Raw genomic sequence first — 23820 nt, forward strand, 5'->3', positions numbered from 1 at the left:
CTTTTCGATTGCCCGCGGAAAGGGGGTGAATTTCGCTTAGAAACACTGAACTTTACCAGAGCTTTGTTATAAAATATTTTCCATGACTCACTAATAGTAAAAAAGCGTTTCAAGATTGTCAATTTAAAAAGCGATTAAAGACTTATTTTCAAACTATTTATAGTTCGTTATCATAAAAGATGTTATTATTTTCATTGAACTAGTTTTTCAAGGTAGGGAAGGCTTATGACGAACCCAGAAAAAGAAACCCCATTTTCACAAATTGATTATAACTTACTTTTCATCTTATTTCTTTTAATCTGTTCCAGCTGCATTGCGATTTATAGTGCTGTAGGACAGTATGAAGGCAACTTCGTTCTGAAGCAGTTAGTTTGGTATGCGGTAGGATTTGGGGCCATTGCGGTTGTCATGATCCTTGATTTTGATCAGTTCCTGAAGCTTTCATGGTACATTTATGGATTTGGGATCTTATTGTTACTTGGAATTATCCTGATTCCATTAGTCGATCCGAATGCTGGTACGAAAGAAGCGATCGTTCCCTATATCAACGGTGCACAAAGCTGGTATCGCTATGGAGGAATCGCCTTCCAGCCTTCCGAGCTGATGAAAGTGGCGCTCATCATTTCAATTGCCAATGCAATTACACTTCATAACGAGAAATATCTAGATCGATCCATACGAGAAGACTTTTTATTGCTTGGGAAGATCATCTTGATTTCGATACCACCAATATTTTTAGTTATGCTGCAGCCTGATCTTGGCACAACACTCGTCTTTTTTGCGATTATTGCAAGTCTTTTATTAGTTTCCGGAATCAGATGGCGGATTATCCTCCTTTTGCTTTTGATTTCATTGCTGGGCATCGGAGGATTAGTTGCAATCTATATGTATAACCCTGAATTTCTGATCAATTATATTTTACATGATGAATATCAGTTGAATCGGTTTTACGGATGGCTTCAACCTTATGAATTCGAGCAAGGATTCGGATTCCAGCTCGTTAAGTCCTTATTGGCGATCGGGTCCGGCCAATTATACGGAAAAGGATTCGGGGAAGGGAATGTCTATTTCCCTGAAGCTCAGACAGATTTCATCTTTTCTGTGATCGGTGAGGAGTTTGGGTTCATGGGCACAAGTTTTGTCATCTCCCTGTTCTTCCTATTGGTTTATCGCATCATCCACGCTGCATTGGAAAGCAACGATCCATTTGGAAGCTATTTATGTGCAGGTGTAATCGGTATGATCACGTTCCAGGTCTTTCAGAATATCGGAATGGTCATCGGCTTGCTTCCAATCACCGGGATTCCCCTTCCATTTATCAGTTATGGGGGCAGTTCGATCTTAGCTAGTATGATTGCAATCGGACTCGTGCTAAATGTTCGTTCAAGGACAAGGAAATATATGTTTGACTAGAAAGCACCTTCTTTAAGGTGCTTTTTTCATTTTTTTTTGTTATTTTAAAATATACCAGTACGAATTAGATGGAGTGAAAAAGCATGAAGTATGATGTCATCGGAGATATTCATGGTTGTTATAGGGAATTAATCCAGCTTATTGACGAATTGGGCTATAGAAAAGATGAAAATGGGAATCATCTTCCTCCTGAAAACCGTAAGCTTGTTTTTCTAGGTGACTTGACTGATCGCGGCCCTGAATCCATAAAAGTGATTCGACTCGTTTATAGACTGGTAAAGCAAGGTATTGCGCTCTATTCACCTGGAAACCACTGCGATAAATTGTATCGTTATTTTCTAGGAAGAGATGTACAGATCCGTCATGGTCTTGAAACGACGGTTGCTGAATTCAAGGCATTGCCACAGAGCGAAAAGGTGGAGATTTCAAGCATGTTCAAAGAATTGTTTGAAGACGCCCCTCTTTATCTTCAGCTTGATGATACCAAGCTCGTTGTTGCACACGCAGGTATTAAAGAGGATTTTATCGGCCAAAAGCACAAACGGGTCCGGACCTTTGTCTTGTATGGGGATATTACAGGAGAACGGCATGATAATGGTATGCCTGTCCGTAGAGACTGGGCCCAAAGGTATAAAGGAAAAAGGATCATCGTTTACGGCCATACCCCAGTTTCAGAACCAAGAAGGGTCGGGAACACGATTAACATCGATACAGGATGTGTTTTCGGGGGATTCCTCACTGCCTATCGCTATCCAGAGGATCAAACGGTTTCCGTGCCGTCTGGAATGCCATATTTGGAAGAAAAATTCAGGTTATTTGATGATTAAGGCTTTGAAGTTCGCCTTATTGTGCGAGTGATCAATTTGTTTGATTTTAGTGCAATAAGGTTATTTTTAAAGCAATAAGCATAACGATGATGCAATAATATTTGTGCCCGCGCATTCAACTCACGGAATCGTGCAATTATTTTTATTTCCGTGCGATTATTCCTCAAAATCGTGCAATTGATTCTTGAAACGGTGCAATTAAATAGAACGAGGACGGTTCGAATAGAAAAAGGAGCCCAGCAGCTTCCTTTTAATGCCTTTTCAATCTCAAGGTCGATTTTCCCTACAAAAAAACGTCTTCATTTCATCAATTTCTCCATATCATGGGGTACCGGAGCCTCTACTTCTATCAACTTTTCCAGGAAAGGATGGGCGAATTGCAGGGATTGACTATGGAGAGCCTGTCTCTTTATAAAAATTCCGTCTCCTCCATAAAGATCATCTCCTAATAATGGATGACCGATCGATGACATATGGACCCTGATCTGGTGGGTTCGTCCAGTATCCAGCTTCAACCGGACCATTGCATATTCCTTAAATGATTTCAATACTGCAAAATGTGTTTTCGCATGTTGACCGTCTTTGCAAACACAGCGCTCGATGATACTCCCCTCTTTTCTTCCGATCGGAAGGTCAATCGTTCCTTTTGTTTTTTCAGGTACACCGTGACAAAGTGCAATATACGTCCGTTCGAGTTCACCTCTTTTTTGAAGCCTTGATAACAAGGAATGACCGTAGCGGTGTTTAGCGAACAAAACGATCCCAGACGTATTCCGATCAAGCCGGTTGACAGCATGGATCGTCGAAGGTATCCTTTTTTGCCTATAATAGAAAAGTACCGCTTGTGCGAGGGAGTCTGTATTCCGGAACTTTGACGGGATGGTCGGCATATCGGGAGGTTTGTCCACCGCTAAAAAGTGCTCATCTTCATACAAAATGGAAAGCGGGATATGGACTGGATCCATAGATTCGCTAACTACTTCATCAGGGAAACATACAGTTACCCGATCCCCTTCCTTAAGAGGATATCGGACAGTCACGTGCTCACCGTTTACAAAAAGAGCGCCACCGGCAAACTTGATGTCAGTGAGCGCTTGTCTTGATATGAACTTCTCTCCCAGTAGATACTCTCTTAGAAGTTTTCCACTGGACACCTTCCCGACAGTCCATGTGAATTGTAATTGAGTCATGATGATAAGTCTCCTCCAGCAACCCTGCAAATCATTCTTTGACGAAGGATTCCCTGACACGCTTCCAGAATGGGAACGGACGGAATCTTGCAAACCTTACCTTTTTTTCAGCAACCCGGCATTGGATCGACTTTACTTTTTCATGCAGTAAAAATAGGTGGTCGATCGTAATATGGAAATCAACATCATTCACCGGTTTTAACATACACGTATGATGTTGTGGCAATACGAGTGGAGATCCGACCGTCCGGAACACACGATTATTGATTGAAGCCATTTCTGCCAACTGGATGGATGGAAGGGAAGGATGAATGATCGCCCCTCCTAAAGCTTTATTATAAGCTGTACTTCCCGAAGGTGTTGAGATACATAACCCATCGCCTCTGAATGTTTCAAATTCTTCTCCTTTAATTTCCACATTCATGACGAGGGACCCCTCAACACTTTTGACCGTACACTCATTCATCGCTAAATACCGGCTTTCATTATCTCCATCAAGATAACGCACAGTCACCTCAAGAAGAGGGTATTCAACGATTTGGAAAGGTGTCTTCGCAATATGGATGACAAGCTTTTCCACCTCACTTGGCGTCCAATCGGCATAGAATCCAAGATGCCCTGTATGGACTCCGACGAATGCCGCTTGGTCGACGTGTTCGATATAGTGATGGAAAGCGTGAAGGAGTGTTCCATCGCCACCAATGGAAATGACAATGTCCGGCTCCTTCTCATCCCATACCAGATCAAAGTCTTGTAGATAAGACTTAATTCGCTTTTCAAGTTTAGCTGATTTCTCGTCACCTTTTGAGATTATCGAAAAATTCATTGAACATCGCTTCCTTACCTTCAAAATTCCTTCTTATGTAAATCACCGTTGTTCCTTTTGCTCGAATAGTTTTTGAGCTTCTTGTATTTCCCCTTTTATTATCGACATTTCTTCGTCCAATCGGAACGCTGCTTCGGCAGCCCGTTGCAATCGTTGTTGGATATTCCTCGGGATAGCCCCGGCATATTTATAATTTAAAGAATGTTCAATTGTCGCCCAGAAATTCATAGCGAGCGTACGAATTTGTATTTCTACTAGAATTTTTTTCTCGCCGTCAACGGTTTGGACCGGGTATGAAATGACGACGTGGAAGGAACGGTATCCGCTTGGTTTTTTATGATTGACATAGTCCCTCTCCTCGATGACTTCCAGATCTTTGCGTTTCTTAAGCATGTTGATCACAGTACCTATATCATCCACAAACTGGCACATGATCCTGATACCGGCGATATCTTGTATTTCCGCTTCAATATCATCGAGTGAAATGTTCTTCCGCTTCATTTTATCTAAAATGCTTGCCACAGGTTTCACCCTTCCAGTGACAAACTCGATCGGGGAGTGTTTATTTTCAATGATATACTGTTCGCGGACCCCTTTCAATTTGACTTTCAGTTCTTCAACTGATTGTTTATAAGGATTCAACAATACATCCCATTCCATCTAACCACCACCGAATCTCTTTTTTCGGAAGCTCTCCATGTCATCCGTTTATTGGTTGGAATATCTCTTCGACGCTAGACATCATTTCGTTTCCGTAATTTGCATTGCCAGAAATGTTTTGAATAAGATAACCCATTTCCCCTTTTATCCCTTTCAAGTGGATTGGTTCATGGTTAGACAATTTCAAAATCGCATCTTTCTCATCTGTGATAACGGCTTTCAAACCAGTCCAACGTTCTTTTGGGAAAGATACGTAGATGAAGCTATCAGGAGTTTCTAATATGTAGATGAAAGATAAAGAATCAGAATCCACCAATACTTGCTCTGAAGGTTCCAATGCAACCTCACCCGCTATATTTTCACTATTGCATGCAAACTCTACTTTATCTTCGAAAATTTCACTTGATGTAACTTCTAATCTTATAGTCATAATGATTCCTCCTAAAAAAAAATGAATCTATATCCTTTACTATTTTAAAGTTCAAGCAGTCAACTAAAACGCTACTTCCTAACCCACTACTGTTACTAGTATTTCCTATACGCTGAAAGTCCTATTGGTCTGGAGGACCTGCATGAGGACCGGTAAAACCAATAGCGCTCACTCCGTAAAAACGTCACGTCCTGTGACAACGGCAGTACTAGCAACGAGAAAAACATGTATAACAACTGCGAGTTGTATCGAGGAAGCTGACTTCGAGAGATACACTTGTAGACGCAGGTACAGGTTTTACTCTGTGCGTCGGAAATTTGCCTTTTCGTTTGTTGACTTGGTTGAAGACCCGTTATAAGTGTACCATATTTTAATTGGTATATTAAAATTGTAGCCATATTCCAGATATGAGATAATGACACGTACAACTATGCTCGCATGAGGTGAATCCACATATGAAACAAGAAATCGAAATCGAATTGAAAAACCTAGTCATTGAAGCCGAATTCAATGAACTGGCCTCAGCCTTTTCTCTTACAGATGAGTCTTTCAAAAAACAAACCAACTATTACTTTGATACAGAAACATTTGCATTAAAAGAAAAGGGGTGTGCCCTCCGTATACGGCATAAAGAGGACCACTATACATTTACACTGAAACGTCCCCATAAAGACGGTTTGATGGAATCCCATGAAAATCTTAGTGATGCAGATGCGGTTCGCCTCATTGATGGCGAACCCATCACAACGAGCGATATGATTCGGTTCCTTGCAGATACTTTTGGAATAGATCCTGGTCAATTAATCTGCTTAGGATCACTCGTCACAACAAGAGCTGAGCAAACATATAAGTCTGGTCTGCTTGTTTTCGATCACTCTGCTTACCTTGGAATTGAAGATTACGAGTTGGAGTATGAGGTTAGTGAACGGAAACAAGGTGAAAAGGAATTTAAACAGCTGCTTGATACCTTTCATATCCCTCAGCGGAAAACCCCCAACAAGATCGAACGCTTTTTTAAACGGAAACAAATCACATGAAAAATATGTCAAAATTTCATTGTTTATGCGGTTTCCATTTGCTATGATGAAGGTAGTATACGAAAGTAGGGATGATTTTGAACACGCAATTGATCCGCTCATTGATCGAGCTTCAATCACTCAGCCAATTTCAGATTGGATCAAAGACTTCATCTATTAATTCCGCCTGGAGTACTTTGTTTGAAGTAGAAATCCAATCCTTTTTGTCAGCTTCAGCTATTCCGGTTGAAAACAAGCAGAAACCAATCGAATCCTATCCACCAGTCATGTTGAAATCACCGGCGGTAGAACCTGCGTCCCAGTCTTCAAAAAACCCATACAATACATACATAAATGAAGCGGCAGCAAGGTATAACCTTGATCCCAAATTGATTGAAGCAGTCATTAAACAAGAATCGAATTTCAATGCTTTAAGTACAAGCCCGGCAGGAGCAATGGGGTTAATGCAGCTGATGCCTAAAACCGCAGAAGGTCTTGGGGTCAGGAATCCGTATAATCCTGAAGAGAACATCATGGGAGGGGCCAGATATTTAAGGCAGATGTTGGATCGCTATGATGGAAATATCCAATATGGACTAGCAGCTTATAATGCAGGACCAGGGAATGTCGATCGATACGATGGAATTCCCCCATTTACCGAAACAAAAAATTATGTCAGTAAAGTGATGTCCAACTACCAACGGGTCTGACATACAAGAATATAACAATAATCTTAAGGGAAACTCATTTTATATGAGTTTCTTTTATTTTACCCACCTAAAGCCTAGTTATGAAGATACAAGTTCAAATGAACTGAAAATCAGATTGTTTGCCGAAACAATCTTGGCATTGCTAAAATAAGTTATAACTTCTTGAAAGGTAGGATGTGTGATTACACTTTCTATTTATCGTACAAAATAAGGTAGGTAACAAAAATGGATTCAAATAATCTAACGCCATTTAAGGCGATCGGCGGGCAGGAGATGGTTGAAAAGCTTGTTGAGGCATTCTACCCCCGTGTACAAGCCCACCCAGAGCTTGCTCCCATTTTTCCTGATGATTTAACTGAAACGATACGTAAGCAAAAACAATTCCTAAGTCAATTTTTAGGGGGGCCACCACTATATTCTGAAGAACACGGGCATCCTATGTTACGCGCTAGACATATGCCGTTCCCGATTACAAGACGCCGAGCCGAAGCCTGGCTTTCATGTATGAAAGAGGCTATGGATGAGGTCAACCTGGAAAGCCCCTATAAGGAACAAATTTATAGCCGTTTGACGATGACGGCCTATCATATGGTTAACAATCCTGAATAAGAGCTATAGAAAGGAGAATAACCATTGGCTAATCATAAGACTGGATTACCTGACACTCATACTCCGATCCAATGCGAGTGTGAACTGCCAACTTCGTATAAGAACCGACCCATTGAAATATATTCGTTCGTTGATCCTTTATGTCCTGAATGCTGGGGGTTGGAACCTGTCATAAAAAAGCTGCAGATCGAATTCGGTAATCACATCCGCCTGAGGCATTTAATGGGCGGGACACTGGATTACTGGAATAGTGCCTTACAAAAACGTAAGGGTATCTGCTCAAAAGAAGATGTTGCTAAGAAATGGGAGATCACCGCTAACCGATCAGGAATGTCTTGTGATGGTGATGTATGGTATGAAGACCCTATCCAAACGCCTTATATCGCTTCGATCGCAGTAAAAGCTGCTGAACTGCAAGGTAAATCGAACGGTGTCCGATTCTTGAGAAAGTTAAGAGAAGAATTGTTCTTGCAAAAGCAGAACATTACGAAGTTGGACGTATTGATAAATTGTGCGGATGAAGCTGGTTTGGATGTAGAGGAGTTCAAAAGAGACCTCCATTCAGAAAGTGCAGTCAAAGCCTTCCAATGTGATGTAAAAACAACACAAGAAATGGAAGTCAATCAATTGCCCTCCCTCGTCTTCTTCAGTGATACCTCAGATGAAGGGATCAAAATAACAGGAATGTACTCATATGAAATCTACGTTCATATTTTAGAAGAACTTCTTGGAGAGTTGCCGAAAAAGTGTCCACCCCCACCGTTAGAGTATTTTCTGGAGAAATATAGGTTCGTGGCTACAAAGGAAATTTCTGAAGTATACAACCTGACTGAACGTGATGTGGAAAAACAACTTAAAAAACTGGTATTGCAACAAAAAGTCGAACGGGTGCCTGTAAAGCACGGTACCTTCTGGAGATATCATCGTGGGGCTGACTCATAAGTCAGGCCCTTTTTTAATAGGTAAGAAAGTATAAAAATTTTGTTTCGAAGGGCGTTTCGCTTTTCTTGATGTCTAGCTCAACCGCCCAACCACTTGGATCACTTCAGTCCTCCTGTGGCGGCCACAGCCTCCTCGTCGGACTTCCATTGACCTGCGTGGCTTGCCAGGGCGTTTGCGCTTTTCTTTTGTGCGTTGTTCCCTCCCGCTCTTCAGAAAAAAATGAGATATCGACCTCGTTTCTCTGGTTGCTTGGTCCTTCACGGTTTCGACTTCCTTGAACACAATCGATTTCTCCCTTTTTAAGACGTTTGATCAGGGTAACCTGCTCTGGCTGTATAGTGGTCTCTTTTTGAAAATTGTAAAAATAGCATGTTTCATTCGTGGTTTCATAAACTGTTAACGAAAGGAGATTGTTATCATGCAAATTGGGATATTGATCGGCGTCATTGCTGTCTTAATCAGTTTCGTCCTGGTCGTTTTCGGCTTCCTCAATATTTTCCCACTATACATTGCAACCCCTTTGCTTTTTGTATCCATCTTCTTCATTATTGTTCGAATTAACAACAAAAACCGTTTTAAAGGATTTAAAATTTGAACGGGCTGACATCTGAGCCAGCCCGTATTTTGTTTTATTCAGTTTCGAAGAGTAATTCTTCCATTTCACTCAATACGGATTCGAAAACAGATAGCGCTTCTTCGATCGGTTTACTGCTCGCCATATCCACGCCCGCTTTCTTCAAGACCTCAATCGGATAATCTGAACTTCCTGCTTTCAAGAACTCCAAGTATCTTTTAACAGCTGGTGTCCCCTCCTCCAGGATTTGTTTAGAAAGTGAAGCCGCTGCACTGAAACCTGTAGCATATTGATAGACATAATAGTTGTAATAGAAGTGAGGGATACGTGCCCACTCAAGGCCGATTTCCTCATCAATGATGATTTCTTCACCAAAATACTTCTGATTAAGCTCATAGTATAACTTCGTAAACAGGTCAGGTGTCAAAGCTTCTCCTGCTGCTGCATGTTCATGGATCATCTGTTCGAATTCAGCAAACATCGTCTGGCGGAAAACGGTTCCTCTGAAGCCCTCAAGGTGGTGGTTCAATAAATATAACTTCTTCTTCTTGTCCTCTGTATTGTTGAGCATATAATCATTAAGCAAAGCTTCATTACACGTAGATGCCACTTCAGCAACGAAAATCGAATAGTTCGCATATGGATAAGGCTGTGTTTCACGTGTATAGTAACTATGGACGGAGTGACCGATTTCGTGTGTAAGGGTAAATAAATTGTTTACATTGTCCTGCCAGTTCATCAGAATATAAGGCATCGTTCCATAAGCGCCTGATGAATAGGCTCCACTTCGTTTACCAACATTTTCACGGACATCAACCCACCGCTTCTCATAACCTTCACTGACGATATTGACATATTCCTCACCCATCGGTGTAAGGCTCTTCAGGACAATTTCCTTTGCTTCATTATAAGGAATCTCCATTTTCACATCTTTTACGATTGGTGTATAAAGGTCATACATATGAAGTTCTTCGAGGCCAAGTGCCTTTTTACGCAATTTTACATATCGATGCAACAGATGGAGATTGTCGTTCACCGTCTTTACAAGATTGTCGTAGACCGTTTCAGGTATGTTATTCGCATCCAGTGCAGCTTGACGGGCAGAATCATACTTCCTGACCCTGGCATTGAAATTATCTCTCTTGACGGTTCCACTCAACGTGCTTGCAAAAGTATTTTTGAACTTATCATAAGTTCCATACATCGCTTTAAATGCATTCTTACGAACCTCCTGATCATCACTTTCCAGGAAGCGGATATAACGCCCATGCGTAAGTTCAACGTCTTCTCCATTTTCATCCTTTACAGTCGGGAATTTGAGGTCTGCGTTATTCAGCATACCGAACGTATTACTCGCATTGTTGGTCACTTCACTTACACCTGCAAGAAGCGCCTCTTCTTTTTGAGATAAAACATGCGGTCTGCTCCTGTTAATCTCATCCAAAAAATGTTCATACAACTTGAGATCATCGTTTTCCTTCACAAATGATTTGATCTCGCTCTCCTCTAAAGATAGGATTTCCGGAACGATATAGGATAGGTGGCTGCTCGTTTCAGTTGCTAATGTTCCTACCCTGTCATTCAAGCCCTGATAGAAGGAATTCGTTGTATCCTGGTCATTTCTCATATGAGCATATGTATACAACTTTCCAAGGCGCTTTGTGATTTCATCTTGAAGCTGCAATGCTTCATAAAGGGTTGCTGAGGATTCCCCGAGTTTTCCTTGATATCGATCGATTTGCGGAATCAATTCTTTTACTTGTTTGAACTCTTGCTCCCATACTTCATCCGTTTCGAAAATATCTTCTAAATCCCAAGTATCTTCAACAGGTATTTCATCTCTTTTTGGTAATGATTTTACTGCTTGCTCTGCCATTTCAAATCCTCCTTATCTCCTCAAACAGAATTACAGATCAGGGATAGTCTCCATTTTAAAAAACATTCCCTACACCTGTATAAAGTTCTAGGGATACCTCTGAATATCCTTTCTTTCTATCCTAGCTTTTTCAGATAATCCCCCATTATTTACATTTTAAAATATTCCTTCATTCTTTGTCTTACTTCAGTCATCGATTCGGGGAAATGGAGCCCCCTCTCTTTTGAAAAATGATTTACATCGATTCTTTTCAATATCCCAAACCTGCATAGACACTGTAAATAATCCATCAATGCAAAAGATATATGGCTATTCTTATCAGGAAGTGTGGAACGTGTTTTGATTCTATAGGATTTGATGAGGGAAATGAATGTCCGGAAAACCTCTCGGAACTGAAAGGATGTACCGATTGGGAGTGGCTGAAGAATCTCCATGAGGAAACATGTTTGCCAAACATAGGCAGGAGAGTGGAACCAGAAGAGGTGTTTAGAAGGAATGCCTGCTTCAATAGGGAATAGATTGAACTGTACCCCTTTATTCAGCAGGTGCTTCTTCATCATCACCACTGCAGGATCCTTATTTACATGCAGATAGAGACGCGTGGTTATGATCTTTTCAATCCAATCGTTATAATAATTTTTTAAAAGAGGCAATTCAAGTTCGTTCATGTAAAAGGGAAAATGCGTATGCTTCAATGGAATCGAATGAGTCGCAGCAAGGACTGTCCTTGAGGAGTACGGAATGATGGAATGAAGAAGGGTGAAGGAAGAAGTGAGCGGGCAAAAATAAATGAGATATGGAGAAAAGTCGCAGTCATCGCTGAATCGGAGAGATTGGAATGCGAGTTCATCCAACCGATAAAAATGAGAGTTCTTCGATCGGGATAGCCTTTTAGCTCCCAGAATCCATAACGGGTCGATATTTGCTTTGCGATACGAACGGGTTCTTTTAGTGAAAACCTGTGTCGGGATTGTGGAACATTGAAATTCGAAGGCAGTTGACAGGTTGGGGAGGAATAGATCCGGCCGTTGCTTTAGAAGAGGAAAATACCTTTCCATTTCCGGGGTGAAATTTTGAATGGATAACCAGTGGTATAACTGCTTTTTCCCTAACAAATGGTAGGTTGATTCAGGTTCGGTTTCTCCCGCGCATAAGGCATCTTTCTGATGACTGAAATGCCAGATTCGTTTAGTGCCGAGTTTTAGGGTAACGTTACCATTACATACAGGACATTGAAAAGTGTTCAGGGTTCTGATCCTTTCCAAGTCGGGCTTTTTCCAGTCCTCGGCCAGATTGATGCACTGCCCGCTGCTGGATGTCGCTAACAGCATTGACTCACCTCAATTTGTGAATTTTTGGTACCTGAATAAATTTCGCTATAAAAAAACAGAATCCTTCTCATGGCGAGAAAGATTCTTAAAAATCAAAGCAATGGAGACAACAGTCTTGAAGTCGATTCGATAATTTTATAGTAAAAGGCACGTTTGTTGAAAGCCTCGGGGAGGATCGGTGTCGAATCCTCGATATCTTGAATATAGTCATCCACCAGCCTCAATGTACTCTTCGTCCGATAAAGGAAAGCGTTCACTTCAAAATTCAGATGAAAACTCCTCATATCCATATTTGCTGTTCCGATTGAGGCAAGTTCATTATCAACAATGATGATCTTGCTGTGTAAGAAGCCTTTCCGGTATTCATAAATCTTCACACCTGCCTCAAGAAGACTTGGAAAATAAGATCTGGATGCATGAAATGGCAGCTTCTTATCAGGCTTGGCCGGAAACATCAATCGGACATCGATGCCACTTAATGCAGCGACTCTCAACGCGTTCAAAATATCTTCATCAGGGATGAAGTAAGGCGACGTAATCCAGATCGATTTCTTGGCCGATATAATCATCGAGAAAAAAAGTTTTTTGATGATGTCCCACTGGTGGTCGGGTCCTCCTGCAATCATCTGGACCCCTCCATATACCCGGCCGGTAGGGATTTCTGGCGATAAATAATTAGGCTCCAAAAAAGTTTCCCCGGTCATTGAATACCAATCCTGCAAAAAAATGATCTGCAAACTTCTCACCGCTTCCCCCTTTACCATCAAATGGGTATCACGCCAGTATCCATAAGTCGGATTCAAGCCCAAATACTCATCTCCGATGTTGAGACCACCGACGAATCCGACATTTCCATCAATCACAACGATTTTCCTGTGGTTACGGTAGTTGATTTTGTTATTGAACAAAGGAAGCTTGACCGGTAAGAAAGGGACTGCTTGTACACCAGCCTTGCGGAGCTCATTGATGTAAGCACGCGAAAGCTTCCAGCTACCTACTGAATCATATAAAAAACGGACTTCGAGCCCTTCTCTGGCTTTATCCATAAGGATCGATTGAATCTTTTTTCCGATATTATCATGCCTGACGATGTAATATTCCATATGTATATGTTCTTTTGCATTTCGCAGAGCTTCAAGAATACACGTATAGGTTTCTTTTCCATTAGTGAGGACCCTTGTATCTGTATTGAAAGAAATCGGGCTTTTCCCTAGCCTTTGGGCAAGTTGGAACAAGAGCCGTTGATGATCACCCATCATTTTCATCTGGTCATCATTAATCGGGCGATTCTGTTCAAACCTTGAAAAAGCCTCTTCATCTTTAAGGGCTTTTTGGTCGAACATTTTCTTTTTACGGTAATTCCTTCCGAACATCATATAGAAAAAGAAGCCTACCAATGGGAATGCAGCGAGGACGACGAACCAGGTCAACGTTTGGGATGGATGGCGGTTCTCCAAAAAAATGACAATACCGATGAATAATGCTGAAACTGAGAAAAAGATACTTAATGCACCAAGAATCCAATTGGCACCAAGAATCCAATTTTCCAAATATGGCTTCGTGATGATGAAGGCTATTATCAGAATCGTTACGAACATCATAAGCTGCAATGTCTTTTTGAACATGATTTCATCCCTCTGGATACATAATGACTTTTTGAGTTTCAACAGTTAGTATTCACTAAGCTGAACGAACATCCAATATATGAAAGTTTAGAAAAGGAAAACGCCGAAATTCATGACGAAGATCGGCGCTCAGCTACTTCTTAGGAAAATACTCGTTCAACTGTTCGAGTGCATTCTCTGAGAGAATCACTTTTCCATATTCTTCAATCCGATGGACTGTAAGATCCGTTTCATCACCATATTCGAGCAATCTGCTCAACACATCATCCTGTTCAGATTCACTGAACGTATCATAGAAAGTAACGTACAAATAGTACTTATTTTCATAATGATGAAGGGTGTCTTCAAATGACTCTGAATCAATATTATGGCTTAATGAGATGACGTCCTCTATGTCGTTAAAACGGATCATGAAGGATAAGAAATCTTCATCATCGTCCTCTTCCGTAGCGTCCTCTGCATCCGAATTGAATTGATGGTCAAGCATCTTTTCAATATTATCATCTACTGGCAGATCGATCTGCTTGTCATTCGAAATCGGAAGTTCCAATTTCGAACCGTCCTGTGATAAAGAAGCTCGCGTGACCAGGATTTCAAGGCCTTTATCCAACGCTTGGACTTGAATCCAAAGCGGACCTTCTAGCGAAAATTGTTCCTGTTGATGTGCTTCATCCATCATCTCCCAGAACAGCTCTTCCCCTCGTTCACGGTTTTGCCAAATCTCTTCCTTATCAAATCCTCTTGTCTCTATATCGCCATAAGTTATAAAAAACTTAATGGTATACTCATTTACACGTTCTATTTCCATGGTGTTTCTCTCCCTTCGATCCAGATTGCTCACCTGGAAGAGATTTTGAACCCCTGTACACTGATGATAATTTTCTTTCATGTAGTGTTCCCATTTTGTGTACTGCTGAATCCCTAATAAAATGTTGGAGTTTCTTGTACTTCTATTCTATGATAAATAGGTGAGGAATGAAATAAAAATGCATGACCATTTTTACTTTTTTGCCATAAATAGGCCGATTACCGATAGTGCCTCGCTTGACGCTATTGCTGAACTACCTTATAATTTCATGGTTCAGTTTCATGAACATGACTATTTTGATTGATTGTACGTGGATTATCAGCGAACGTCAAGTGTTTTCATTATAGAAAGGGGTTTACTTTTTTGTTTGAATCAGAATTTATCATTGCACTTTTATCAATCATTGCCATCGATATCGTACTTGGCGGGGATAATGCAATCGTCATTGCACTTGCCAGCCGTAATTTACCCGTCCACCAGCGGAACAAAGCGATTTTATTAGGTACAGGCTTAGCGATTGCCGTAAGGGTTATACTAACGATTCTTGCCGTATATTTATTAAAAATACCATACCTTATGCTGATCGGTGGAGTCCTGCTTGTTTACATCGCCTATAATTTATTGGCTGAAGATAGTGGCGAGGCGGATATCAAGGCTGGTACGACACTGCGAGAGGCAGTCAAAACAATTGTCATGGCAGATATCGTCATGGGCCTTGATAATGTACTTGCCATTGCAGGGGCAGCTCACGGAAACATTTTATTGGTTATAATCGGATTGCTTGTTTCGGTACCGATCATCATTTGGGGAAGTAAGCTGATTCTTCATTTTATGGAACGGTTTCCGGCACTTGTTTACATCGGTTCTGGGATACTCGCTTTTACTGCAGCCAAAATGATCACTGAAGAAAAACTCATCCACAATTGGATTGGCCACAACGAATTCATGGCCTACATGCTATACTTGTTCATCATAGGTGGCGTACTATTTACAGGTTGGTTGACAAAACGGATGAAAACCCGCGAAAGCATGAATTAAACCTTTAATGACTTACCTGTAATGGCAGGTGGGTCTTTTTTTGTAGGCCAGAGTGAGGTGAGGTCGTATGTGCGATTCCGTTTGTTACCAAGGTGCTTAATATTTAACTTTTGTAACTAGTAATTAGCAGTTTTAACAGATTCTATATGGAGGTATTTCCGTATTTGTTGGTTAGTAATAGTAGGCTGAATTAAGAGGAAGTAATCATGCAGGGTATCGACGTGGGCATTTTTTGAAGTTGTTTTGCATTCGAGGCACATCCATTTCCCATAAACTCTTTTCATTGGGATTAGGTAACATCGTGGGCAGTGTGAATCCCTTTATTAAAGAATAGTCTGTTGCTGGTTAAAGAATCCTTTCCTAACTTCAGGTGTTATATTCCCAACTTTCAGTATGTTATTCTTAACTTTCGATGTTTATTTCCTAACTTCCAAGGACCTATTCCCAACTTTCAGTGTCCATTTTGCAACTTAGTAAAATATGCCCACTCCACACACCTATAAATCCTCTCTAAAACAAAAAAAGACTGCTGCCCATCCAGCAGTAGTCTTTCTTTATTAGTTGACCATTTTTTGAGCTTCGAGCAGTTGGAATGTACGTACTTTACGTGGTAGGAAGCGGCGGATCTCATCTTCGTTGTATCCTACTTGAAGACGTTTTTCATCAATCAAAATCGGACGACGCAATAATCCAGGATTTTCGCTCATCAGCTCGAACAAATCTTGCAGCGGCATTGTCTCAAGGTTAACATTCAACTCTTGGAACGTTTTTGAGCGTTTGGAGATGATTTCGTCAGTACCTTCCTCTGTCATCCGTAAAATCTCTTTAAGCTCATTGATTGACAATGGCTCAGAAAAGATATTACGCTCTTGGAAAGGAATTTCGTGCTCTTCTAACCATGCTCTTGCCTTTCTGCATGATGTGCAGCTTGGGGAAGTATATAATGTAACCATAAGGATCGTCTCCTTTCATGATTTGAAAATCATATTTATAAGAAATCTTACTTTAAAAAGATTATTAATCACATTTCTTATTATACAACAATTTCGATGTGTATGATAGGGTATAAATAGATTTCCTTCAGAAACTGTGACCATCTTGTCTAAAACCATGTTCCCTTGTTTATTTTTTCTAAACCTACATTATAATAAAACATAGATTGCTTCCAAGAAATTTGCTTGTAGATGATAATGGAGTGAATATTATTGAAAAAGTCATTAGCCTTCTTAAGTATTTTCATATTCCTTTTAACAGCATGTTCCGAAGATATCATTACAAGCGATAATGCTTCAGATAATGCTATCCCTGTAACAACAGAAACGGTAGAGAAGACCACCTTCAAAAAAACGATCGAGCTAGTCGGGAAAACGGTACCTTCCCAGCAAGTCCCAGTAACCTCATCCCTTCCTTCTCCAGTTAAGGAAATACATATAAAAGAAGGAGAAACGGTACAGTCAGGAGATCTGCTTTTTACACTGGAGGACCAACAACTTCAACAACAGCTTGAACAAGCACAATCAGCCGTATCAGCTCTGGAACGGTCCAGGAATCAGCTTAATACTGCAATTAACCAACAAAGAGCAACTCAGACCCGCTTAAATACCGTCATTGATGAAACGATTAACCAATTGGAAGAAATTCCATTGCCTGAACAAGCCGAAACAAACGATACCACAGCAACCATCACAGAAACACTTGAACAACTAAAAGGACTGGCATCTTCAAGCACATCTCTTACCTCCTCTACCCTACCGCTCATCAATGGGCAGCTTGAGCAAGCAAGGAGAGGTGTGAAAGAAGCAGAACAGGCATTGCAGGCAACGAAAGTAACATCACCGATCGATGGGACAGTCGACCAGGTGAGTGCGCAAGTCGGAGTACCTGCTATCCCTTCTTCACCTCTAGCGGTTGTTTCCAGCAAACAGGACTTGAAAGCCGTATTCAGTGCAAACAAGTTTCAAGTTCAAGAAGTAACTGAGGGAATGCCGGTAAAACTAGGTTTCGAAGAAGTTTCTGATACGATCAACGGAACCATCGGAACAGTATCATCCGAGCCGAACTCGGAAACAAATACGTATACAGTTACGGTCGAGTTGCCTAAAACCCAAGAAAACATCAAATCAGGGACGATAGCAACTGCAATGATCGATACTGAAATTAAAAAAAATGCCCTTACGATCCCTAATCAAGCAATCCTATATGAACAGAACAAACCATTTGTCTTTGTTGTACAGGATGAGCGTGCGATCAAGCGAGAAATCGAACTGGCAGCAGAGGGCAAACGTACGAGCAATGTCAGTAAAGGTTTAGCTGACGGCGACGTTGTAGTCACTGATGGAAAATATCAATTGATAAACCGTTCGAAAATCAGTATAAAAAAGTGAGTGGACCTGATGAAAATAACCGAACTTTCCGTGTTTCGACCGATCGCCATGGGAATGGTCATTTTATTCATGCTTATCATCGGGGCAGTAAGTGTACGGAATACACCGGTCGATCTTTTCCCTGACCTTACCTTCCCCGTTGCTGCAGTTACGGTTACATATGAAGGGGCGAGTCCTGAAGAAGTGGAGAAACTCCTCTCCCAACCCATTGAAAATATCATGGGGACGATCCCTAATGTAGAAAGTGTTTCTTCTGTTTCAAGGACAGGCGGGGCACTTATTATTGTGTCTTACAATTGGGGTACAGACATGGATTTTGCTGCTTTAAAAATGCGCGAGCAGTTGGACGCTTTGCGTGAACAGCTGCCAAACGACGTTCCGCAACCAAGGGTCTTACGCTTCAATCCTAACGACCTTCCTATCGTACGATTAGGGATACAGGCTCCTGAAGGAGATCTGGTTGCAGCAAAAAAGCTCGTTGAAAATGAAATCAAACCTGTACTGGATTCCATAGATGGGGTCGCCTCTGTGACTATTGAAGGTGGTACTGAAAAAGTCGTCAATTTAGCTGTCGACCCCGAAAATTTGAATGATTTCGGTATCACCATCAACCAGCTCAGACAGATTCTGGCTGGAGAAAATGTGACATTACCGAGTGGGGAAATCAGTGACAAAGGATTGAAATACCCGTTACGTGTTGTAGGTGAGTTCGATTCGATCACGGACTTGAAACAACTTCCGATTCCGACCAAAAGCGGAGTGGTTGCACTTGAGCAGCTTGTTGAAATTGAAGAAACGATAGCGGATGCTGATCAGATCAGCTATATGAACGGTGAACCTAGCATCGGGATATCCATCCTTAAGCAATCAGGGGAGAATACAGTCACAGTCGCCAATAGTGTTGAGAAGAAGTTGGACGAGCTTTCGTTGACTGAAGATGTAGAGGTTGAAACGATCTTCAACCAGGCGAAATTCATCAAGCAGTCGATCAAAGCCGTTCTCATCAATATGGTCATCGGTAGTTTACTTGCTGCAGGGATTCTTTATCTTTTCTTAAGGAATATTCGCAGTACGTTGATCGTTGGATTCTCCATTCCGATTTCCGTGATGACAGCTTTCATTTTCATGTATTTTTCCGGGCAAACACTGAACCTTTTGACATTAGGCGGGTTAGCGCTCGGTGTCGGGATGATCGTCGATAACTCCATCGTCATTTTAGAAAGTATATACAGGCTCCGTGAAAAAGGCGTTCCATTAAAAGAAGCCGCCATCACCGGGACAAAAGAAGTTGGGGGTGCTGTCATCGCGTCCACCTTGACGACAGTTGTCGTCTTCCTTCCGATCATTTTTGTGGATGGATTAGCCGCCCAGCTTTTCAAACCATTGGCACTCAGTGTCAGCTATGCCCTGGTTGCTTCTCTGATAACGTCATTGATCATCGTTCCTTTACTATCATCAAACTTGTTGACAAGGAAGCACAAGCTGCATCCCCAAAATGGAAAGTTTCTGAACATCCGAAGGCGTTATGTCTATTTATTGAGAAAAGCCCTTCGATATCCGAAAAGGGTAATTATAGGAACATTTGTCCTGTTATTGATCTCATTATCGGCGATTCCTTTCATAGGAACAGAGTTTTTACCCGCACAAGATCAAAGCTATGTGAACATTGAAGTAGAACTGCCTCCTGGAAGTGATACGGATACAACCTATCGGACTACCGAAACCATAAATGAAAGATTAGATGATATTCAAGATATCGATCTCTACTATGTAACAATCGGAGGCTCGAACGACTTCTCCATCCAGGCAGGATCCAATAGTAATACAGCGATGTATAGCATTTTACTGAAGCCTGTTTCAGAACGTGGGCGTTCGGATGTACAAGTAGCGGAAGCAATCCGCACGAAAGTTGATAAAATTAAAGATGCTGATATTTCGGTTCAAGCTAGTGATGCTGGCTTTTCGGAATCACCTGTGTCTCTGGAAGTGTCTGGACCGGATCTAGGAACGCTTGAAACCATTTCTGAAAATATAAAAGAAGAAATCAGTAAAGTAGATGGAATCCGGGAAATCGAGTCCAATTATGAAACCGGTAATCCACAACTTGAGATTGAGGTAGACCGTACGAAAGCGTCTAGTTTCGGCCTGACGAGCGCTCAAGTGTCACAAGCGGTTGAGAATGCAACAAAAGGAAGGGTTGCGACAGTATTCAATCGCAGTGGGGATCAGGTCGATGTCAGGGTACAGGTCGATCCAGCAGAGCTTGAAGATGTTAAGGACCTTGAACATTTACAAATCGAGTCACCTGCCGGGGAATTGGTAACTTTGAAATCGATTGCTGAAATCAAGCAAGGGACAGGACCTAGCCAGATCAATCGGACTGATCGCTTACGGGAAATCCGTGTCACTGCTTCTATACTGGATCGAGATTTAGGAAATGTCATTGATGATGTAAAAAAACAATTAAAAGAAAACGTATCATTGCCATCCGGTTATGAAATTTCTTTCGGTGGCCAAAACCAACAAATGAAAGATGCTTTCTTTAAGCTGACCGGCGCACTAGCTCTTGCTGTTGTCTTGATATATATGGTGATGGCAGGTCAATTCGAATCCTTTTCCTATCCATTCATCATCATGTTTTCCATACCTCTTACTGCAATTGGAATCCTGCTTGGTTTGTTAATCACAAGGCAACCCTTTGGCGTAGGATCATTAGTCGGCATTTTGATCCTGACTGGTATAATCGTGAACAACGCAATTGTCCTTGTAGACTATATCAACCAACTAAAAAAGAGAGGACTTTCTACTGCAAGGTCGATCGTAAAAGCCGGGGAGGCTCGTCTTAGACCGATCATGATGACCGCATTGACCACAATTCTCGGGTTGGTTCCGCTTATGGTAGGAATCGGCGAAGGAACAGAAATCCAACAACCGATGGCAATCGTTATCGTATTCGGTCTTCTGTTCGGAACAATGATCAGTTTAATATTCATTCCAGTCATATATAACCAATTTGACAGGATAAAGGAAAAAAGGCGTTTAAAGAAGGCTAAATCAAAAGATATGCCTTCAATATAGACCAGTAGAAAGGGGCTTAGTCATAAGTGTCGCACACTCATGACTAAGCCCCCTATTATCCTTTGTGTAGATAGAAACTAAGCTGTGTATCTCTTTGACTGTGCTGCACCTTTTGTAGGCTTTGGTGCCCAGCCAGGCAGCTTATTTTTAAGAAGGTCTTTGATCCATTCACGTTTCTTCTTATTCTTTGTACGGCGTTTCATGTATCTCACCGTCCTTTCATCCACTCACTCTTCAAATGTGAGTACTTCATCTACATCCTGATAGGCTTTCCCGTATAACTCTACATCCTTGTAGGTATGAATTTTTTCATACATTTTTTTCATGCTTTCATAAACCATTTCTTCTGATTCATTTTCAGGAGCCCAGAAAAGAATTTCCATTTCATTAATTTCATTTGTAGCGAGTGAACGGCGTCGGTACCCGATCGATTTTGCATGGACAAATCCTTCACGTTTATAAAAACGCTGTCTCTTTTCTGTATCTGTATCTTCATAGTCAACAGGTTCCACTTCCAAAATGATCGGTTTCCCCTTTTTCTTCAGCTTTTCTAAGATTTTGTGGCCGATCCCTTGTCCCCGTGCCGCTCCAGACACAAAAATATAGTCGATGAAAATAAAATCTTCGAACTCGGCATACATAAGAATGTGATGTTTTCCCTCATCCTTATGATAAACATCGCCTTTCTCCTTCAATAAAAGCTCCATGTGCTTCTTTGACTTCATTTCTGCTACAGGAAAATATTCATTCAGTTTTTCATACCAATTCATTGATCTACCCTTTCCATTTTGATTCTTCAATTCCATTATAACATAACCTCCATTTGGCTCGAAATTTGATTTTATTATGAAAAAGCAACGGGCAGCCCATTTGTATCAACTGAAAACGATTTAAGTTATAATAAGATATGTATGGAGAGAGGTTGTTTTTTTATCGTTAACGTTTCCCCTCTTCCATTGCCTTCAAACTTCTTTTACAATAGTAGTATTAGAAAATAGTGGATGTTACATACAAGGAGGTTAAGCAGATGCAGTTTTTTATCGATCTCTTATTACTTGGTATATTTGTCATCGGACTGACTGCTTTTATGGGAATCATCACACACGGTGCCGCGTCAAAACTATTTGGCAGAGGAAAATCGAAATTTTTCTTGAATAAAAGCAAAGATACCCAAACAGGTTGGCGTAAAGTACAAAGAAGAACCTGAGGAAAATCGTATGCGGCTTATGGTTGGACCATTATTCGAAAGAAAATACCCAAAAGGATGTCAAATTCCTTTTGGGTATTTAGTCTTATGGTGTATAGTCCACATTTGGAGTGTAGGTGTTGCCTGCATCCCATAATAAGAACTCATTAATCCCATTTTCATTCAGTGCTCGAATCTGCGCTTCCACTTCAGCTTTACCATAATTCTTGTAATTTCCTTTGCCCAAATAAGATGCAGTAAAATCTTGTATCCATGGTCTTGAAATTGGCGGATTTTCTAGTTCACCCAATTTCTTATTCTCCATCTTCGCATATTCGGTAACGAGGCGATATGGCTCCAAATCAGGCTTTGCGATGCCAAAATAAGAAGTCCAGTGACTTGGGTAGATCATAGATGAAATGACATCTACATGGCTCGAAATTTTGGTGAAATTCTGGCCGATTCCCGGAGCTTCAGGTAAAGTAGCAGTGTAGCCGAAAATATCTACTGAAACTTTTACGCCATATGGTTCAAGCTGTTTTTTTGCATACTCGACGAATTCTGTTACGGCTGTTACACGCTTTTGGACACCATCACCTTCAAGGTCGGCAAAATCTCCCTGGCTATACGTCAATGTCTTATCTCGCTTTTCAAAGCCCTCTGGGAAACGCACATAATCGAACTGGATTTCCTGGAATCCTAACTTCGCAGCCTCGATGGCTACCTGGACATTGTAATCCCATACTTCTTTCCTGAATGGATTAACAAATGCCTCTCCACGGCCATTTTTCCAGACAGCTCCACCATTTTTAAACGACAATTCCGGTTTCTGTTTTGCAAGAATGGAATCTTTGAACACGACTACACGTGCAATCGGATAGATTTGATGCTCTTCAAGTGTTTCCAGCATTTTTCTTGGGTCTTTTATAAACGGTTGACCAGCAGAATGTAATGGGGAATCCTCTTCTGGTATGTATGTGATATACCCATTGTCATCCTTAATATCAATTACCATTGCATTCAATTCAGTATCATCCAGCATGGAGACCAAATTCTCGAATCTGCTTCCTCCAGCAGAATGACCTGTCACATAAATGCCTCTTACTGCATCTGGATATTGGAATGTCAAACCTGAATCGTAAACGAACCTTGGCAGTTGTTCTGGAAGTTCCCTTTTCATTACATGTGTTTCAATTCCTTTATGAAACCCTACTTCGATGTCCTGTGTTTCGTCTGCCATCTCCCAAGATGGAAACGACAAAAGAAAGACTGACATGAATACCTTCAGCATCCCCAT

Annotated in this window: 23 protein-coding genes; 11 read left to right on the top strand and 12 right to left on the bottom strand. The window is 41.1% G+C overall.

The genetic code is table 11. The features are described from left to right. Window positions 1-225 precede the first annotated feature (225 nt). Together L1611_RS05450 and prpE are read left to right on the top strand one after the other, a co-directional pair. Window positions 226-1413: an FtsW/RodA/SpoVE family cell cycle protein gene (locus L1611_RS05450; RefSeq protein ID WP_236312101.1), complete on the top strand. Its 1188-nt coding sequence runs from the start codon at window positions 226-228 to the stop codon at window positions 1411-1413. Window positions 1414-1496: 83 nt separating this feature from the next. Beyond that, entirely contained in the window at window positions 1497-2240 is a 744-nt protein-coding gene (gene prpE, locus L1611_RS05455) for a bis(5'-nucleosyl)-tetraphosphatase PrpE (RefSeq protein ID WP_236312102.1), read from the top strand. Window positions 2241-2539: 299 nt separating this feature from the next. Here prpE and L1611_RS05460 read toward each other — a convergent pair whose 3' ends face one another. The 4 genes from L1611_RS05460 to L1611_RS05475 are packed head-to-tail and all read right to left on the bottom strand — an operon-like array spanning window position 2540 to window position 5346. Continuing rightward, window positions 2540-3430, bottom strand: a complete 891-nt coding sequence (locus tag L1611_RS05460; protein ID WP_236312103.1) for an RluA family pseudouridine synthase — start codon at window positions 3428-3430, stop codon at window positions 2540-2542. A 31-nt stretch (window positions 3431-3461) separates the two neighbouring features. Further along, window positions 3462-4256, bottom strand: coding sequence for an NAD kinase (locus tag L1611_RS05465; protein ID WP_236312104.1), 795 nt, complete (start codon window positions 4254-4256; stop codon window positions 3462-3464). Window positions 4257-4298: 42 nt separating this feature from the next. Next, complete coding sequence (gene yjbM / locus L1611_RS05470) at window positions 4299-4916, bottom strand: GTP diphosphokinase (RefSeq protein ID WP_236312105.1); 618 nt, start codon at window positions 4914-4916, stop codon at window positions 4299-4301. A gap of 40 nt (window positions 4917-4956) precedes the next feature. Continuing rightward, a complete protein-coding gene (locus L1611_RS05475; RefSeq protein WP_236312106.1) occupies window positions 4957-5346 on the bottom strand; it encodes a UPF0738 family protein in 390 nt (129 codons plus the stop codon). Between the two features lie 455 nt (window positions 5347-5801). On the opposite strand from L1611_RS05475, the gene L1611_RS05480 reads away from it, so the two are divergent. The 5 genes from L1611_RS05480 to L1611_RS05500 all read left to right on the top strand — a co-directional run bounded on the left by L1611_RS05480 (window position 5802) and on the right by L1611_RS05500 (window position 9218). Then, window positions 5802-6383: a CYTH domain-containing protein gene (locus tag L1611_RS05480; RefSeq protein ID WP_236312107.1), complete on the top strand. Its 582-nt coding sequence runs from the start codon at window positions 5802-5804 to the stop codon at window positions 6381-6383. 77 nt (window positions 6384-6460) lie between these two features. Then, window positions 6461-7072 carry a lytic transglycosylase domain-containing protein gene (locus tag L1611_RS20780; protein WP_322972519.1) on the top strand — a complete coding sequence of 204 codons (612 nt, stop codon included), beginning with the start codon at window positions 6461-6463 and terminating at the stop codon, window positions 7070-7072. Window positions 7073-7297: 225 nt separating this feature from the next. Then, on the top strand, window positions 7298-7681 hold the full coding sequence (locus L1611_RS05490) for a globin domain-containing protein (RefSeq protein WP_236312108.1): 384 nt from the start codon (window positions 7298-7300) through the stop codon (window positions 7679-7681). Window positions 7682-7747: 66 nt separating this feature from the next. Then, complete coding sequence (locus L1611_RS05495; RefSeq protein ID WP_236312836.1) at window positions 7748-8623, top strand: ClpXP adapter SpxH family protein; 876 nt, start codon at window positions 7748-7750, stop codon at window positions 8621-8623. Between the two features lie 418 nt (window positions 8624-9041). Beyond that, on the top strand, window positions 9042-9218 hold the full coding sequence (locus tag L1611_RS05500) for a hypothetical protein (RefSeq protein ID WP_236312109.1): 177 nt from the start codon (window positions 9042-9044) through the stop codon (window positions 9216-9218). Between the two features lie 34 nt (window positions 9219-9252). Here the strand turns inward: L1611_RS05500 and pepF are convergent, their stop codons facing one another. The 4 genes from pepF to mecA form a co-directional block, all read right to left on the bottom strand. Continuing rightward, window positions 9253-11073: an oligoendopeptidase F gene (gene pepF / locus L1611_RS05505; protein ID WP_236312110.1), complete on the bottom strand. Its 1821-nt coding sequence runs from the start codon at window positions 11071-11073 to the stop codon at window positions 9253-9255. A 149-nt stretch (window positions 11074-11222) separates the two neighbouring features. Continuing rightward, window positions 11223-12404 carry a competence protein CoiA gene (locus tag L1611_RS05510; RefSeq protein ID WP_236312111.1) on the bottom strand — a complete coding sequence of 394 codons (1182 nt, stop codon included), beginning with the start codon at window positions 12402-12404 and terminating at the stop codon, window positions 11223-11225. Between the two features lie 92 nt (window positions 12405-12496). Further along, the gene (cls, locus tag L1611_RS05515; RefSeq protein ID WP_236312112.1) at window positions 12497-14029 is read right to left on the bottom strand and encodes a cardiolipin synthase; all 1533 of its coding nucleotides are present in this window, start codon (window positions 14027-14029) and stop codon (window positions 12497-12499) included. 133 nt (window positions 14030-14162) lie between these two features. After that, complete coding sequence (gene mecA, locus L1611_RS05520; protein WP_236312113.1) at window positions 14163-14837, bottom strand: adaptor protein MecA; 675 nt, start codon at window positions 14835-14837, stop codon at window positions 14163-14165. A 363-nt stretch (window positions 14838-15200) separates the two neighbouring features. On the opposite strand from mecA, the gene L1611_RS05525 reads away from it, so the two are divergent. Next, window positions 15201-15875, top strand: a complete 675-nt coding sequence (locus L1611_RS05525) for a TerC family protein (RefSeq protein WP_236312114.1) — start codon at window positions 15201-15203, stop codon at window positions 15873-15875. A 557-nt stretch (window positions 15876-16432) separates the two neighbouring features. On the opposite strand, the gene spxA is transcribed toward L1611_RS05525, so the two are convergent. Then, a complete protein-coding gene (gene spxA / locus L1611_RS05530; protein WP_221563850.1) occupies window positions 16433-16828 on the bottom strand; it encodes a transcriptional regulator SpxA in 396 nt (131 codons plus the stop codon). A gap of 252 nt (window positions 16829-17080) precedes the next feature. Between spxA and L1611_RS05535 the strand changes: the two genes are divergently transcribed. Both L1611_RS05535 and L1611_RS05540 read left to right on the top strand, forming a co-directional pair. Further along, complete coding sequence (locus L1611_RS05535; protein WP_236312115.1) at window positions 17081-18259, top strand: efflux RND transporter periplasmic adaptor subunit; 1179 nt, start codon at window positions 17081-17083, stop codon at window positions 18257-18259. A gap of 9 nt (window positions 18260-18268) precedes the next feature. Beyond that, a complete protein-coding gene (locus L1611_RS05540) occupies window positions 18269-21337 on the top strand; it encodes an efflux RND transporter permease subunit (RefSeq protein ID WP_236312116.1) in 3069 nt (1022 codons plus the stop codon). A gap of 77 nt (window positions 21338-21414) precedes the next feature. Here the strand turns inward: L1611_RS05540 and L1611_RS20630 are convergent, their stop codons facing one another. Next, entirely contained in the window at window positions 21415-21540 is a 126-nt protein-coding gene (locus tag L1611_RS20630) for a hypothetical protein (protein ID WP_263632996.1), read from the bottom strand. Between the two features lie 24 nt (window positions 21541-21564). Further along, window positions 21565-22107 carry a GNAT family N-acetyltransferase gene (locus L1611_RS05545; protein WP_236312837.1) on the bottom strand — a complete coding sequence of 181 codons (543 nt, stop codon included), beginning with the start codon at window positions 22105-22107 and terminating at the stop codon, window positions 21565-21567. 257 nt (window positions 22108-22364) lie between these two features. Between L1611_RS05545 and L1611_RS05550 the strand changes: the two genes are divergently transcribed. Next, window positions 22365-22544 carry a hypothetical protein gene (locus L1611_RS05550; protein WP_236312117.1) on the top strand — a complete coding sequence of 60 codons (180 nt, stop codon included), beginning with the start codon at window positions 22365-22367 and terminating at the stop codon, window positions 22542-22544. A gap of 85 nt (window positions 22545-22629) precedes the next feature. Here the strand turns inward: L1611_RS05550 and L1611_RS05555 are convergent, their stop codons facing one another. Then, window positions 22630-23820, bottom strand: coding sequence for a putative glycoside hydrolase (locus L1611_RS05555; RefSeq protein ID WP_407681706.1), 1191 nt, complete (start codon window positions 23818-23820; stop codon window positions 22630-22632).

The organism is Pseudalkalibacillus salsuginis (assembly GCF_021646685.1).
GTDB classification, from domain to species: Bacteria; Bacillota; Bacilli; order Bacillales; family Fictibacillaceae; genus Pseudalkalibacillus; species Pseudalkalibacillus salsuginis.